This window comes from Pedomonas sp. (assembly GCF_036515995.1).
In the GTDB taxonomy this organism is placed as follows: Bacteria; Pseudomonadota; Alphaproteobacteria; order Sphingomonadales; family Sphingomonadaceae; genus Pedomonas.
The window spans coordinates 1-13,387 of sequence record NZ_DATBUP010000254.1 but is presented as its reverse complement, the minus strand read 5'-3'; the positions used below and the strand labels follow the sequence as shown (position 1 = coordinate 13,387).

15 protein-coding genes are annotated in these 13,387 nt (G+C 62.7%); 8 read left to right on the top strand and 7 right to left on the bottom strand.

Annotated features, from left to right (window positions below; translation table 11 throughout):
* The 5 genes from VIG90_RS17925 to VIG90_RS17905 form a co-directional block, all read left to right on the top strand.
* On the top strand, positions 1–792 hold a 792-nt coding region (locus VIG90_RS17925), incomplete at its 5' end, for a class I SAM-dependent RNA methyltransferase (RefSeq protein WP_331594889.1).
* Positions 793–834: 42 nt separating this feature from the next.
* Positions 835–1,209 (top strand): hypothetical protein, encoded by a 375-nt coding sequence (locus VIG90_RS17920; protein WP_331594888.1) that lies wholly within the window; start codon positions 835–837, stop codon positions 1,207–1,209.
* 276 nt (positions 1,210–1,485) lie between these two features.
* A complete protein-coding gene (locus VIG90_RS17915; RefSeq protein ID WP_331594887.1) occupies positions 1,486–1,737 on the top strand; it encodes a hypothetical protein in 252 nt (83 codons plus the stop codon).
* A gap of 124 nt (positions 1,738–1,861) precedes the next feature.
* Entirely contained in the window at positions 1,862–2,608 is a 747-nt protein-coding gene (locus VIG90_RS17910) for a class I SAM-dependent methyltransferase (protein ID WP_331594886.1), read from the top strand.
* 124 nt (positions 2,609–2,732) lie between these two features.
* On the top strand, positions 2,733–3,206 hold the full coding sequence (locus tag VIG90_RS17905) for a hypothetical protein (protein ID WP_331594885.1): 474 nt from the start codon (positions 2,733–2,735) through the stop codon (positions 3,204–3,206).
* Here VIG90_RS17905 and VIG90_RS17900 read toward each other — a convergent pair.
* The 3 genes from VIG90_RS17900 to VIG90_RS17890 form a co-directional block, all read right to left on the bottom strand.
* A complete protein-coding gene (locus VIG90_RS17900; RefSeq protein WP_331594884.1) occupies positions 3,193–4,056 on the bottom strand; it encodes a glycerophosphodiester phosphodiesterase family protein in 864 nt (287 codons plus the stop codon). The two genes, VIG90_RS17905 and VIG90_RS17900, sit on opposite strands and share 14 nt — an antisense overlap.
* Positions 4,057–4,272: 216 nt before the next feature.
* On the bottom strand, positions 4,273–5,328 hold the full coding sequence (locus VIG90_RS17895; RefSeq protein WP_331594883.1) for a 1,9-bis(guanidino)-5-aza-nonane synthase: 1,056 nt from the start codon (positions 5,326–5,328) through the stop codon (positions 4,273–4,275).
* A gap of 151 nt (positions 5,329–5,479) precedes the next feature.
* Complete coding sequence (locus tag VIG90_RS17890) at positions 5,480–6,679, bottom strand: type III PLP-dependent enzyme (RefSeq protein WP_331594882.1); 1,200 nt, start codon at positions 6,677–6,679, stop codon at positions 5,480–5,482.
* A 675-nt stretch (positions 6,680–7,354) separates the two neighbouring features.
* Here VIG90_RS17890 and VIG90_RS17885 point away from each other — a divergent pair.
* Positions 7,355–7,678 carry an EF-hand domain-containing protein gene (locus tag VIG90_RS17885; RefSeq protein WP_331594881.1) on the top strand — a complete coding sequence of 108 codons (324 nt, stop codon included), beginning with the start codon at positions 7,355–7,357 and terminating at the stop codon, positions 7,676–7,678.
* A 337-nt stretch (positions 7,679–8,015) separates the two neighbouring features.
* Here the strand turns inward: VIG90_RS17885 and greB are convergent, their stop codons facing one another.
* Positions 8,016–8,477 carry a transcription elongation factor GreB gene (gene greB / locus VIG90_RS17880; protein WP_331594890.1) on the bottom strand — a complete coding sequence of 154 codons (462 nt, stop codon included), beginning with the start codon at positions 8,475–8,477 and terminating at the stop codon, positions 8,016–8,018.
* 214 nt (positions 8,478–8,691) lie between these two features.
* Positions 8,692–10,809 carry a lytic transglycosylase domain-containing protein gene (locus VIG90_RS17875; RefSeq protein ID WP_331594880.1) on the bottom strand — a complete coding sequence of 706 codons (2,118 nt, stop codon included), beginning with the start codon at positions 10,807–10,809 and terminating at the stop codon, positions 8,692–8,694.
* Between the two features lie 117 nt (positions 10,810–10,926).
* On the opposite strand from VIG90_RS17875, the gene dapA reads away from it, so the two are divergent.
* Positions 10,927–11,802 (top strand): 4-hydroxy-tetrahydrodipicolinate synthase, encoded by an 876-nt coding sequence (dapA, locus tag VIG90_RS17870; protein WP_331594879.1) that lies wholly within the window; start codon positions 10,927–10,929, stop codon positions 11,800–11,802.
* 110 nt (positions 11,803–11,912) lie between these two features.
* Complete coding sequence (gene smpB, locus VIG90_RS17865) at positions 11,913–12,398, top strand: SsrA-binding protein SmpB (protein ID WP_331594878.1); 486 nt, start codon at positions 11,913–11,915, stop codon at positions 12,396–12,398.
* 44 nt (positions 12,399–12,442) lie between these two features.
* On the opposite strand, the gene VIG90_RS17860 is transcribed toward smpB, so the two are convergent.
* The gene (locus VIG90_RS17860) at positions 12,443–12,919 is read right to left on the bottom strand and encodes a GNAT family N-acetyltransferase (protein WP_331594877.1); all 477 of its coding nucleotides are present in this window, start codon (positions 12,917–12,919) and stop codon (positions 12,443–12,445) included.
* A gap of 184 nt (positions 12,920–13,103) precedes the next feature.
* Positions 13,104–13,307, bottom strand: coding sequence for a hypothetical protein (locus tag VIG90_RS17855; protein WP_331594876.1), 204 nt, complete (start codon positions 13,305–13,307; stop codon positions 13,104–13,106).
* Positions 13,308–13,387 lie beyond the last annotated feature (80 nt).

Genomic DNA, 13,387 nt, shown 5'->3' with positions numbered 1-13,387 from the left:
CCGGACCTGTTCCGGCTGCTGGTGCCCTTGCGCGCCCTGCTGGCGCGAGAACTGACGGACGGCCATGCGGCGAGCATTGCCGTCACGCTGTCCGACACCGGCGTCGACATGACGCTGGGCGGCTTCAAGCGGAAAGGCCTGCAGCAGGACGAGGTTCTCACCCGCTTTGCGGAAGAGACCGATCTTGCCCGTCTTTCAATCGATACTGGTGCTGGCACTGATGTGATCATCGAGCGCCGCACCCCCATGATCCGGTTCGGTGGCGTGCCCGTGCGCCTGCCGGTCGGCGCGTTCCTGCAGGCCACTCCCGATGGTGAGGAAGCCTTGCAGGCCGCCGTACTGGATTCGGTCGGCCCGAAGGCGAAGAACGTGGCTGACCTGTTCGCAGGGCTGGGCACCTTTGCCCTGCCGCTGTCGCAAACCGCCAAGGTGCTGGCGTCTGATGCTGGCAAGGTCAGCCTCGACTCGCTCCAGCGCGCGGCCAACGAGGCCATGCGCCCGGTGAAAATCGAGCACCGCGACCTGTTCCGCCGTCCGTTCACCGCGCTTGAGCTGAAGAAGTTCGATGCCGTTGTGATCGACCCGCCGCGCGCCGGCGCATCGGCCCAGTGCGCGGAAATCGCGAAGTCGTCCGTGCCGGTTGTTGTGGCAGTTTCTTGTAATCCCAACACCTTTGCGCGGGATGCGCGTTTACTCCTCGATGGTGGCTATCGGCTGGAGCGCCTGTGGCCGGTGGGTCAGTTCCTCTGGTCCGCCCATGTCGAGCTGGTGGCCCGCTTCACGCGGGGCTGACGGCCTGACCGGCGCTCCGCCCCAAACAGGAGGAGGAGCGCAATGACCACATGGACGATGCTGCGGCTGGAACAAGGACGCACCGAAGGCTCACCGGAGGGCGATCCGTCCCACGCCTATATCGTCCACGTCGCATTGAGGGAGGATGGTACCCTTGATGAAGACGCCATGGGCGCGGAGCCCCGCCGCGCCACCGTCGCCCGCTACAAGGCGGGGGAGGAAGACTGCCACGGCTGGCTGACTCGCATGAAGGACCGCAGCTGGGGCTTTTCGTACGAGCCGGGCGAGGATGACGACGAGCCGATCTTCCGGCTGGAATTTCATCGCCTTGTGGTGGGCGAGTACGTCACCATCAAGGATCACTCCACCGGGGAACCTCAACCGTTCCGCATCGTGACCAGTCGCCCACAAGGCTGATAATTCACGGGAAACTGCAGCTTCCAGCAAATATTCCTGATGGCAAGTAATTATAATTGAAAGGTTTCTGCAAAGCGCTGGGAACCTGGGCTGTACATGCTGCGTTCAGCTTCCGATCATCAATAATATTCTCGGTGATCAGATTGCAGACGGAACAATCCACGGAATTAAAAACGGGGCCGTTCTGTTGTCTGGTTCAGGAACAGCTTTTTTATTTCTGAACATGCACCGAGTGCGTTTGCTGTGTGTGCGGCATTTGACGGGGAGCGACAGACCATGACCTATTATGCGGGCGACTTTCCGAACGCGAAGGCCCATGTGGATGTGTCGCGGCTGTGCCCCGTCTCGTCTGACCGCGCACAGATGATGGAGCAGCTGGGTCTGCCGTCTTCCACGCGTGTGGATGGACTGATGACCATTTTCCGCTGCGCGTCCAACACGTCTGCCCTGCGTCCTCGCAAGCTGGTCTCCATGCTTCGGGCCCAGCGAGACGACGCGGCGCGGAATGCCGGTATGGCTGCGCGCTGAGCCTTCATCGCGTGCAGCTGATTGCTGCTGACAGATTCCCCCCTTTGCGCCCGGTTTCCTGCCGGGCGTTTTATTTTAAAGCGCCAGCACTCTTCTTTTATCAGCAACAACAACGGGCAAAGCCATGACCGATTTCAGCGAGGCCAGCATCCTTGCCTTCTTCGCCGGGTTGCCCCGTCAGTCTCCTGGCAGCGCGGAGCAAACGGCCGCAGCGCTCTCCCTCCTGCCGGAGTTGCCCGCGAACGCGCGGGTGGCGGATCTGGCCTGCGGAACAGGCGCGGCAACGCTGGTGCTGGCCGAGCGGCTGGACGCCCATGTGCTCGCGCTGGATCAGACCCCGGAGTTTCTGGAGAAGCTGGCGGAAGCCGCCGCGGCACGCGGGTTGTCCGAGCGGATCGAGACAGTGGTTGGCGACATGGCCAACCCGCCGATTCCGGATGGCTCGCTCGATCTGCTGTGGAGCGAGGGCGCGGCCTATATCCTCGGCTTCGATGCTGCGCTCGCCCGCTGGCGTGATCTGCTGAAGCCCACTGGTTTCGCGGTGGTGTCGGAGTGCTCGTGGCTGGTGCCGAACCCGGGCATCAAGGCCCGCACCTTCTGGTACTCTGCCTATCCGGCCATGCGCACGGTGGTAGAAAATATCGAGCGGGCCGAGGGCGTTGGCGGTTATGAACTTCTGTTCACCCACGCCCTCCCGCCCGAGTGCTGGGCTGCCTATGCCGAAAGCATGGACCAGGCACTTGCCGACTTATCCGCGCGCGGGGAGGCGCTGGACCCGGAATTCACCCGTTCGCTGCGCAAGGAAATCGAGCTGTTCCGTAATACAGGCGAGGAATTCAGCTACGTCTACTATGTGCTCGGCCGGCGGTAGTACCCGGATGAGACTGCCGGCAGCCGATGCCTGAGGTCGAGCGTGGCGTTTCCCAGAGCCGCTTCAATCGTTTATACTATGTCATGGAATGACTGACGATAGCGACTGGCGATAGGGAACGCGCATGACCGAAGCGGCCGGAGAACAGGCGCAACTTGATGCGGTGACTGCCGTTGTGCAGCAGCTGGTGGCGGATGCGTTGCCCCACCCGAGCGATCTGGACCCGGCCGAACCTCTGGTCACCGTTGCGGGCCTCAAGCTGGCGGAGCTGGACGAGGTCTACTTCTCCGCGCTTCAGGAATTGGGCCGCCGCCCCCCGCTGGATGAGAGCGAGGTGCACGTTCCCGTCAACCTGAACGACCCGACGCTCGATGAATTGGCGCGCCACATCGCCTTCAACTGCCCGCAGATGAGCGAGGCCGAGCAGCGCGAGGTGCTGCGCCCTGATCCCAGCATCACCACGCAGGGCGATACGGGCCTCGAAGCCGTCGCCGAGGAAAACGCCGGCCCGCGCCGCAACCGGGGTCTCCTCGGCATCGCCGTGCTTCTTGCCATCGTTGCCGTCATCTTCGCTGCCATGCTGGCTATGATGGAGTGAACTCTGATTGCCGGGCCTTTCGTTCCCGCAGGTATTGTATCAGCCGATCGGGGCGGTCGGTATGGATGGCGCAGTTGCCGGTGCGGATGTAGCGCTCCCATGTCGCCGGCGTGTCGCGCTTCCCGGTCAGTGTAACCGACCAGATCCGCCCGCCTTCCGCGCGCACGCGGGCAAAGGCCCCGTCGGGATCCGGCAGCCGGTTCCAGTGGGCGGAGACGGCAAACGGCCTTGCGCCATCTGGCAGGCGCAAGCGGCGAACGCTGTTGTCTCGCGGTTCGACGGACAGCCGCCAGCGCACCTTCAGCCGCGGATCGAACCCCGTGTCCGTGCCCAGAACGATGCTGTCCGTCCGGCCCTGCTTGCGCAGGAAGGCGTGAACAGGCTGTGAGCTGCCCTTGATGTCGATTTCCAGCATGATCCGGCCGTCAGCGCGGCGCAGGGCTTCTTCCAGCGTCGGGATCCGGTAGGACGTCATCGGTGCCTCTGCGCCGCCCCGGCCGGCCTTCAGGCGAAGACCGCTCAGCTGCGCATAGGTCAGCCAGCTCACCCGGCCCGAGCCGTTGGTGGTCCGATCTACAGTCGGGTCATGCATGAGCACGAGGACGCCGTCCCGCGTTCTGCGCACGTCGACCTCGGCGATGTCGACGCCCTGCCGGATACAGGCTTCCAGCCCTTCGAGCGAGTTCTCCGCCGCCTGCCGCCAGCAGGTGCGGTGGGCCACGACAAGCACGTTCTCAGGCGAGGAGGGCTGCCGCTCGAAGTCCGGCGTCTGGCAGGCGGCCAGCGTCGCTGCAAGGGCAGGGGCGGCCCTGCAACGCATCGGGCGGGGGGCGTGGCGGCTCCTCAGCAAGGCGGTGCACCCGGCGGTTAACCAGGTAAGAGCGGTCAAAAGTCCGGAGCTGCGATCTGATGCGGTCAGATCGGAAAGGGCTCCTGCGCGCAGGCGAGCAGACCGGAGCGGCGTGGGCGAACTCATAGTCAGTATAAACAAACGGGGCGCCCCTTTGGGAGCGCCCCGCGTGCAGGTTGGGGTGCGGATTTCTCCGCATCCCGGATCGTCTGGGTCTTACTTGTCGAACAGCTTGCCCCATGCGCGCTTGGCACGGGCCTTCCACGCACCGCGGTGGTACGCGTCAGACGCCAGCAGCGGCATCACGGAGCCGGCTTCGGCATAGACCATCTGCTCGAGCGCGGTGTCCACCTTGCCCCAGGAAGCTGCTTCCTTCAGCGTGGAGGACGAGCAAGCGCCGTCACGCACGTCAGCAACGGTGATTTGCACCGCATACTTGTGCATTTCCACATCGTCGTGGCCGAGGATTTCAGCACACACCACGGTGTCCTGAATGAAGTTCTTCGGCACGCCGCCGCCGATCATCAGCAGACCGGTGGTGCCGGCCTCGATCTTGATGTCGGTCAGTTCGCGGAAGTCCGCAATGGCGTCCAGCACCATGTACGGCTGGCCAGCCTTGGCACGTTCCACCTGGTGCTTCACCAGACCGAAACCAGCCGAGGAGTCAACGAATGCCGGGCAGAAGATGGGCACGTCGTTCTCGTAGGCCAGCTTGACCAGCGAATTTTCCTTCTTGCCGTGTTCGGACAGGTACTTGCCCATCTCACGGATGAAGGCGCGCGACGAGTAGGCCTTCGGCTCCAGCGACTCTGCGATCTTGAAGATGGTGTGATCGCAGTCCTGCAGCTGCTCTTCGTCGATGTAGGTATCGTAGATACGATCGATGTAGAGCGAACGCAGGGTGTTGTCGTCGGGCACTTCCAGAGCCTGGTAGTGCTTGTGGCCAAGGCCTTCGAAGAAGTCCATGTCCACGATCGACGCGCCGGTGGCGACGATGCCGTCAACCATGTTGTTGCGCACCAGTTCTGCATAGAGATCCATGCAGCCGCCGGCCGAGGTGGAACCGGCGATTACCAGGAAGATCGAGCAGTCCTTGTCTTCCAGCATCGTGTTGTAGATGCGGGTCGCGCGGGCCAGGTCGCGCGAGGTGAAGGACATGTTGGCCATCTGGTCGATGATCGGACGCGCATCGAACGACTTGATGTCGATGTGCTTCACTTCCTTCGACAGAAGCTCGGCCTTGCGCTGATCGTTGACGAGAGTGTCGGTCATGGAAATACGTCTCCATCCTGAGCAACGCGCCATTGGCCGAGCCGCGTCGGCCTTTGACGGCTGATAAGGAATCCGGCGGCGGCTTTACGGGCTTCAACCGCCGCCGGAAGCTTCACTAGCCCTAGCAGTATAGAGCGGAAATGTTGCGCCTTTACTCTGCGGAACGTGCAAAGGTCAGGGGCAGTTGCGCTTCGTCCTGGCTTTCGTTGCCGTAGGCCGAGAACATCGGCGCGTCGAAGACTTCCTGAGTCTTGTCCGAACGGAAGCCGTTGAAATCGGTGCGCATGGCTGCGCCATAGGCGCCCAGCATGCCGATCTCGATGTAGTCGCCGGGGCGAACATCGGCCGGAAGCTCGAACGGACCCTTCATGAAGTCCATATCGTCGCAGGTCGGGCCATAGAAGCTGAATCCTGTGGTCCGGGTCTGCGACGGGGTTTCCCGCAGCAGGCGGACCGGGAACTTCCAGCCGACATGAGCCGCATCAAACAACGAGCCGTAGGAGCCGTCGTTGATGAACAGCACATCGCCCGAACGCTTCTCGACGCGCACGACAACGCTCGAATACTCCGCGCACAGCGCCCGGCCCGGCTCGCACCACAGTTCCGCCGAGTAGGAAATCGGCAGTTCCTCGAACTGAGCCTTGATCGTCTCGAAGTAGGCTTCGAGCGGCGGCGGCACCATGCCGGGGTAGATGGACGGAAAGCCACCGCCCACATCTACCACATCAACAGTCACGCCCGCCTGAACGATGGCGGTCTTGGCGATGCCCAGTGCATCCGCGTAAGCCTGAGGCGACATGGCCTGGCTGCCCACGTGGAAGCACACGCCGAGCGAGTCGGCGGCCTGGCGCGTCGCCAGCAGCAGGGCCGGAGCCTCTTCTGCGCTGACACCGAACTTGGACGCCAGCGACAGCTTGGAATGACCCGAGGACACCCGCAGGCGCACGCACAGGGTCAGGTCCTCGGCGTTGCCGGTGGCTTCCAGGATCTTTTCCAGCTCTTCATGGCTGTCGAGCGAGAAGGTGCGAACGCCATGCTGGTGATAGGCTTCGGCAATGGCCTCAGCCGGCTTCACCGGGTGCATGTAGCACAGGGTGGCGTTGGGCAACATTTCGCGAACCCGGCGCACCTCGGCAATCGAGGCGACGTCGAAATGCGAAACGCCGTTCTCCGCCAGAACCTGAATGAGTTCCGGAGTCGGATTCGCTTTGACCGCATAGAGGACCTTGCCCGGAAACTTCTCGGAAAAGAAGCGGGCGGCCTTGGCGGCGGCGTGCGGACGAATGCAGGTGACCGGCGAAGCCGGACGAAGGGTAGTGGCTACCCCCAGCGCGCTATGGTCGTTGCGCATCTCATGGGACCTCCAACAGGCTGTTGACACCAATGCAGCCTTGCGGTTGGAAGTCCCCATGGGGCTGCGGGGGTTCAAATAGGGTCTATGGCCCCCCTTGTAAAGAGGTTTCTGACTCAAAATTTCAATGTTTCTTGATCGGTAATATATAAACGAAAACAATATATTAGGGCGAAATTAGGCCCTCTTTGCCCCCCTGAGTTTGCGGTGCGCCGACCGTAGCGAACGTTCGCTGAACCGCTGTGGAACTTTTGATAAAGAGCAGGCAAATCCTTTAGGCTAAAAGACCGGCCGTGGAATGATGATCGTAAGTCTTGAGCTGGGGCCGTTGCTCCGCCGAGCCGGCAGACAGAATATTTTTTACTTTGAACAGATTTTGCCGCGAGGTTTACGCAGGGCGACACCTACACAGCCCCGCTTGCGCTAGGAGCGGCAGAATTCTGCGATTTTTTGCGAATAGGATATTGAAATACGGGAATTCCGTTTGCCGATAAGCCGTTGCTGGAATGCGCTAGCCAGAGCTTCGCGGGGCGGTGGGCACGCGAAGGATAGGGATCCAGCGGGACGTATTAATAGTTAAGGATGGGACGGAAGGGCGAAGTGACGCCCCGGTCAACCCGGCAACTGCGGCGTGTTCTCAGGTCGCTGTTGTCCATAAGCATGGGAGTGACTGTAATGAAAACATTTCTGATTCCGGCCCTTGCTGCCGGTTTCGCCCTGTCTTCGGTCGCGGCCATGGCTCAGGAAATCGCCGCTCCGGCGCGGCCAACCCCGTCAGGTGGTGCGGCCACCATGGGCCCGACGACGAAGGAACAGCATCGCCAGAAGGCCCAGCAGAAGTTTGCGCAGCTGGACAAGGACCGCAACGGTTCGATTTCGCAGCAGGAATTCATGGCGGCCGAGGATGACAAGTTCGCCAAAATGGACACGAACAACGACGGTACCGTGTCTCCGGAGGAACACCTTACGCACAAGGCGAAGGCCGACAAGACATGGTAGTAGCCTGTGTTTAGCCCTGGGGCGTCATCGCACCGGTGACATGCTCCAGGGTTGCCCGGACCGGGAGCAGAAACGACTATCCCCCTGAGTTTCTGGTCCCGGCAGGCACCAAGTCATCGCGCATGGGCCGATCTTCTGTCCCCTCAGACCGGCCCGTCCGCAACGTCCCTTCGGGCGGACACAGCGATGGCATGTTGCGTAGCGTAGGTGTGAAGTTGCGTTAGTGGCGTGGGGGTTTTGGTCCCTCAGTTGTACTGCCCGAGTTGCGATGCGTCTGTTGGAACCGCCCGCCCGACCCTCCCGTCGGGGCGGGCGGTCTGCCTTCTGGCCGGCGTCCTCAGGCGTCGTACTGGATATCCAGCACTTCCACCTCTACCGGGCCGCGCGGCGTGACCAGCGTCACCACATCACCCAGTCGGGCCTTCATCAGCGCTCGCGCAATAGGCGAGACCCAGCTGACGTGACCACGGGCGGGATCGACCTCGTCCTGCCCCACGATCTTGACCGTGCGCTCGATGTCGGCATCGTCAACGTAGGTGACGGTGGCGCCGAAGAACACCTGAGCCTTGTTGGGCTGGTTGGCAGGGTTGACGACCACGGCCGATTCCAGCCGCTTGGCCAGATACCGCAGCCGCCGGTCGATCTCCCGCAGGCGCTTCTTGCCGTAGAGATAGTCACCATTCTCGGAGCGGTCGCCATTGGAGGCGGCCCATGACACCGTTTCCACGATCTTCGGGCGTTCCACCTTGCTCAGGTGGTCGCGTTCGTCCGCCAGACGGCGCCAGCCTTCGGGCGTCATATAATTGCGGCCACCGGGGGGCAGGGGAGGAAGTTCGCCCTCTCCCTCATCCTCGTCGTCGCGCTCTTTAACGAATGCCTTGCTCATGACTCTCTGGTTAGAGCATTTCCCGCGCCGCTGTGAACAGGCATCGGGAGGAAAATACTCCTGGGCCTGTCACAGCGTGCCAAATTTGCGAAGTTGGGCTTGCGGGTGCTCTTTGTTTGGGTAGCCGTCAGCTGGCGCTACCCGACCCGAGATGACGGGAGAGCAGCTGAGTATACTGCCCTGGTGCCTGCTGAGCCGGGCTGGTGGACAGCGCCTGCTGAGTCTGGCCGCCAGAGAGGGTGGTATACACCACCGCGTTCTCCAGGACCCGCTGCACGTAATTGCGCGTCTCGCCGAACGGAATCTGCTCGATCCAGTCAATCACGTCCACGTTCGGCTGGCGGGGGTCTCCGAAGCGATTGAGCCACTTGTTCACGTTGCCCGGCCCGGCGTTGTAGGCCGCAACGGCCAGCACATGGCTGCCGCCGAAATAGCTGATCATGCGCTGGAGATAGCTCGCGCCAAGCTGGATGTTGTAGTTTTCCTCGTGCAGCCGCTCGCGAGCATAGGGCAGGCCCAACCGCTTGGCGGTTTCCTGCGCCGTTCCCGGCATCAGCTGCATCAGGCCGCGCGCGCCTGCTGGGCTGACGGCGTTCGGGTTGAACAGGCTCTCCTGTCGGGTGACGGCGTGGATCATCACGGACATCTCGGCCACCTCGCGCGGTACGTTGACCATCGGGAAGCTGGCGTAGTGCATGGCGGAGCCGGTGCCGCGTGCGTTCTTGGCAAGGGCCACGCCTACATCCAGCCGTCCCATCTGGCGCGCCAGATCCAGAACCAGGCGAGTCTGGCCAGGGGTTGCAGCCGTGCTTGCCACCTGCCGCAGGAAGGTGGACTGGATAGCCGGCTGGTTCAGCTGGTTGAGCATCTGCGCAACCGTGACGAGCGTGTTCGACTGGAACGCCGTCATATCCTCAGCGGTGTAAGGCGGCGGGGTCATGTCCAGCCGCTGATGCGGGCGGCCCAGCTTTTCCTCAGCCAGAATGCCGTAGAAATAATCGCTCTCAGCCGCGGCGGTCTCGTACCACTTGCGGGTGAGTTCGGGCTTCTTCATCGCCTCGGCAGCGCGGCCTGCCCAGTAGGCGGCACGGCTCTGGGTGATGCCGGTCTGGGCAACGGTATGAACGTTGTTGAAGTGGCGCAGCGCCTCTGCCGGCTTGTTTAGTACCCGCAGCGCCAGCCAGCCGGCACGCCATTCAACATCTGTATAGGCAACGCGGTCGGACGTGGAGGCCTTGGCCATCTTTTCCGCCGAGTCTGCCATCCGGTGCTTCTCAAGCAGGTCATAGGCCAGCTTGGTGTTGCCCTGCTCCCGCGCCCAGTCCGAGAGGGCCAGAAGCTCCTTCGACCATTTGGACAGGCTGACGACCGACTTGGGGCTGGCGTCCGCCGCCAGCATCATCTGCGCGGCCTGCTCCGGCAACTGCTGCTGCAGGCGCAGCCAGCGGGTGCGATCATAGGCAAGGCCCGCTTCCGTTTTCAACTTGTCGGGCACGGCGGCCACATAGCTCGGCGAGCGCGGGTCGCGGCCTTGCAGCGCAATGCGGGCGCTGGCCCAGGCCTGCCGGTCCGGATCGAGCAGCGCGACCATGCGGCGGGCGGCGGTAATCTGGCCGTTCCACAGCTGCGCGTTCGTACGCTCAATGTGATCGTCGTGCTTCAAGGCCTCGCCGAATTGGCGCAGCAACTCCAGTTCCTGATCCCCATCCAGCCCACCGCTCAGCCAGGCCTCGCGGGCCAGGGCATCGGCACGCTGCTTCTGTCCGGTGGCGGCCAGCGCTTCGGCGTGACGCAGTTTGCCCGCGGCGGAAACGGCGGGGAAGCGGCGGAAGAAGTCCAGCCGTTCGGAGAAGGGTATGTCCGCAGTCATGCGCCGCTCGGCATTGGAGCGGAAGCTGGCTTCCTGCGGCCAACCGGGGTTGGCCTTCAGGAACTGGGAAATTTCCCAGTAGCTTGCCTTGCTCAGGTTGCGGCGCAGCTGCTCCCACGTGACGATCGACTCGGCCAGCGGGCTGTAGAGATTTTGCGGTGTGGCGGTCGCCAGCGGGGCATTGCGTGCGGCAGCGCCAAGGCGGGCGGTGTACCAGGCGATCTGCTCGGGGCGCAGCGCCGGATTCTGGGCGGCCGGGCGGGCTGCAACCGGTGCCGGCGGGGATGCGGCAGGCGCCGTTTGCCACCCGAAAGTGGACTGCGCCGGCAGCAGCGCGCCCGTCATAACCGTCAGCCACAGAAAGGATCTGCCCATATCACACCGATTCCACACGCTGGGATTGCCTCAACCGCTTGTTTGGTTCAAATGGTGCCTGCAACGGGAACGCCCGTCCAGCTGCGTTACCCATCGCTGATAATGAGGATAGTATCAATGATCCGAGGGTCCATTCCTGCCCTTGTCACGCCGTTCCGTGACGGCGCTGTGGACGAGCCGACTTTTCGTGCCCTGATCGAGTGGCTGATCCAGTCGGGCAGTCATGGACTCGTGCCGGTCGGCACCACGGGCGAGTCGGCAACCCTCAGCCACGACGAGCACCAGCGCGTCACCGAAATCACCGTCGAGGTGGCGGCGGGCCGCGTGCCGGTGATTGCTGGCTGCGGTTCGAACTCGACGCAGGAAGCCATCAGCCTCATGCAGCACGCCGAGAAGGCCGGTGCGGACGCAGCGCTGGTGGTCGTGCCGTATTACAACAAGCCCAATCAGGAGGGCATGTTCCTCCACTTCAAGGCGCTGACCGAGGCAAGCGCGCTGCCGATCATCGTCTATAACATTCCGGGCCGTTCGGTCGTGGACATGTCTCCGGAGACGATGGGCCGCCTTGCCGAGTTCAAGACCATCATCGGCGTAAAGGACGCGACCGGCAACATCGCCCGGGTCAGCCAGCAGCGCATTACCTGCGGCAAGGATTTCATCCAGCTCTCCGGTAACGACGAGACGGCGCTGGCCTTCAACGCCTCGGGCGGCAACGGCTGCATCTCGGTTGCGGCCAACGTCGCGCCGGAGCTGTGCGCCCAGTTTCAGGAGGCCACACTTGCGGGTGATTATGCCAAGGCGCTGGAGCTGAACGACAAGCTGTTCCCGCTGCACATGGCGCTGTTCTCCGACGCATCGCCGGGGCCGACCAAGTACGCCCTGTGGAAGCTGGGCCGTTTCCCGAGCCTTGAGGTGCGTCTGCCGATGACCGAGCCGTCGGAAGCGGCGCGCGCCAAGGTGGATGCGGCGCTGGCCCATGCCGGCCTGATCTGAAATTGAACCGGTTCGCCCCGGTCGTGGTTTGCACACGGCCGGGGCGTGCTATGTGTTTGTTTCGCCGAGTAAGCCCAGTCTAAGTACGCCTTGAAGGACGAGAACGCTCTATGGCACGCCCGCACCTGTCCCAGCCGCTGACCAAGCGGAAGGTGGTCGCCGAAAACCGGAAGGCGCGCTTCGAGTATTTCATCGAGGACACTCTGGAGGCCGGCATCGCCCTGCAAGGCACTGAAGTCAAAAGCCTGCGCTTCGGGGAAGGCAATATCGCCGACAGCTACGCCGAGTTGAAGAACGGCGAAGTCTGGCTGGTGAACGCTAACATTCCCGAGTACGCCTTCGGTAACCGCGAGAACCATTCGCCGCGCCGTCCGCGCAAGCTGCTGTTGCATGGGCGGGAGATCAACAAGCTGCACGGCGCGATCAACCGCCAGGGCATGACGCTCATTCCGCTGAGCATCTATTTCAACGATCGCGGCCGAGCCAAGGTCGAGCTTGCGCTCGCCAAGGGCAAGAAGCTGCACGACAAGCGTGAGACCCAGAAGAACCGCGACTGGCAGCGCGACAAGGCCCGTCTCATGCGGGATCGCGGCTGAAAAATCAGCGCCGGAAGGGGCACCCCTCCGGCGCTTTTTTTATTCTACAGGTCTTCCGAGAGGTCTTCCGGCTGTGCCGGCCGTGTCATGGTAAGCGCCGGATGCGGGAAGCCGAGCGAATCCTGTTCCGCCCGTCTGGTGATCCGGAAGCCGTGGCGCAGGTAGAAATCCGTGGCCTGCCGGTTCTGCTCGTAGACCTCAAGGCTGAGCGCGCCCTTCAGTCGGATGGCGTGGCGGAGCAGCAGAGAGCCGTATCCCAGGCCGCGTGCCGGCGTGTCCACGAAGAGTGCGCCGATGTAGCCGTCGATCAGGCCGATGAAGGCTGCTGGCTGTCCCTCGACCGACGCGATCCAGATTTCGGATTGATCGAGATAGACGGTCTCCACCAGATGCTGCTGTAGCGCAAGCTGGTGGTCTGTCAGGAAGGGGTGGCCGATCTCGGATGATCGACGCCAGATGGAAATGATGGAAGCCCGGTCGCCCGCGTCATAGGGGCGAACCGCAGCAGATGCTGGGTACATGGTGTAAAATCCCGTATCGGAAATGTGCGCAAAAGACTCGTCCGGTCCGTGCTGACGGCCGGTTGCCCGGTGGGCGTGTGCTCAAATTGGGAGTCTGCGCATCAATCTCCTCGGCAGGGATGCAGCCAGCAGTAGATCTTGGGGTTGTCGCCGTCAAGGCCGGGCAAGGGGGGCAGTGACGGCGTCAGATGATCACTGGGGCCAGTCCGGCTACCACGCCGATAAGGGCTGACAGAAACAGCATCGTGACCACCAGTAGGACCAGCACTGCAATGCCGCCGGCGGTCAGCCTTCGTGCGACAGGAACAGGCGCAGACGAATTTGGGTTGTCAAAGGTCTGCCCATGGCGGGCATATACACTGCTGCTGAACATCGGCGGTCTGACCATGGCGGCGTCTCCAATGCCGTGATCTCCATAGATTGCACCTATAACAGTTATAGGTTAATAGTAATATATTAATATAACCA

Bases quoted from the DNA above. Each gene is read 5' to 3' on its own strand.
- VIG90_RS17920 (WP_331594888.1), top strand. From the start codon at position 835: ATGACCACATGGACGATGCTGCGGCTGGAACAAGGACGCACCGAAGGC.
- VIG90_RS17915 (WP_331594887.1), top strand. From the start codon at position 1,486: ATGACCTATTATGCGGGCGACTTTCCGAACGCGAAGGCCCATGTGGAT.
- VIG90_RS17910 (WP_331594886.1), top strand. From the start codon at position 1,862: ATGACCGATTTCAGCGAGGCCAGCATCCTTGCCTTCTTCGCCGGGTTG.
- VIG90_RS17905 (WP_331594885.1), top strand. From the start codon at position 2,733: ATGACCGAAGCGGCCGGAGAACAGGCGCAACTTGATGCGGTGACTGCC.
- VIG90_RS17895 (WP_331594883.1), bottom strand. From the start codon at position 5,328: ATGACCGACACTCTCGTCAACGATCAGCGCAAGGCCGAGCTTCTGTCG.
- VIG90_RS17890 (WP_331594882.1), bottom strand. From the start codon at position 6,679: ATGCGCAACGACCATAGCGCGCTGGGGGTAGCCACTACCCTTCGTCCG.
- VIG90_RS17885 (WP_331594881.1), top strand. From the start codon at position 7,355: ATGAAAACATTTCTGATTCCGGCCCTTGCTGCCGGTTTCGCCCTGTCT.
- greB (WP_331594890.1), bottom strand. From the start codon at position 8,477: ATGACGCCCGAAGGCTGGCGCCGTCTGGCGGACGAACGCGACCACCTG.
- VIG90_RS17875 (WP_331594880.1), bottom strand. From the start codon at position 10,809: ATGGGCAGATCCTTTCTGTGGCTGACGGTTATGACGGGCGCGCTGCTG.
- dapA (WP_331594879.1), top strand. From the start codon at position 10,927: ATGATCCGAGGGTCCATTCCTGCCCTTGTCACGCCGTTCCGTGACGGC.
- smpB (WP_331594878.1), top strand. From the start codon at position 11,913: ATGGCACGCCCGCACCTGTCCCAGCCGCTGACCAAGCGGAAGGTGGTC.
- VIG90_RS17860 (WP_331594877.1), bottom strand. From the start codon at position 12,919: ATGTACCCAGCATCTGCTGCGGTTCGCCCCTATGACGCGGGCGACCGG.
- VIG90_RS17855 (WP_331594876.1), bottom strand. From the start codon at position 13,307: ATGGTCAGACCGCCGATGTTCAGCAGCAGTGTATATGCCCGCCATGGG.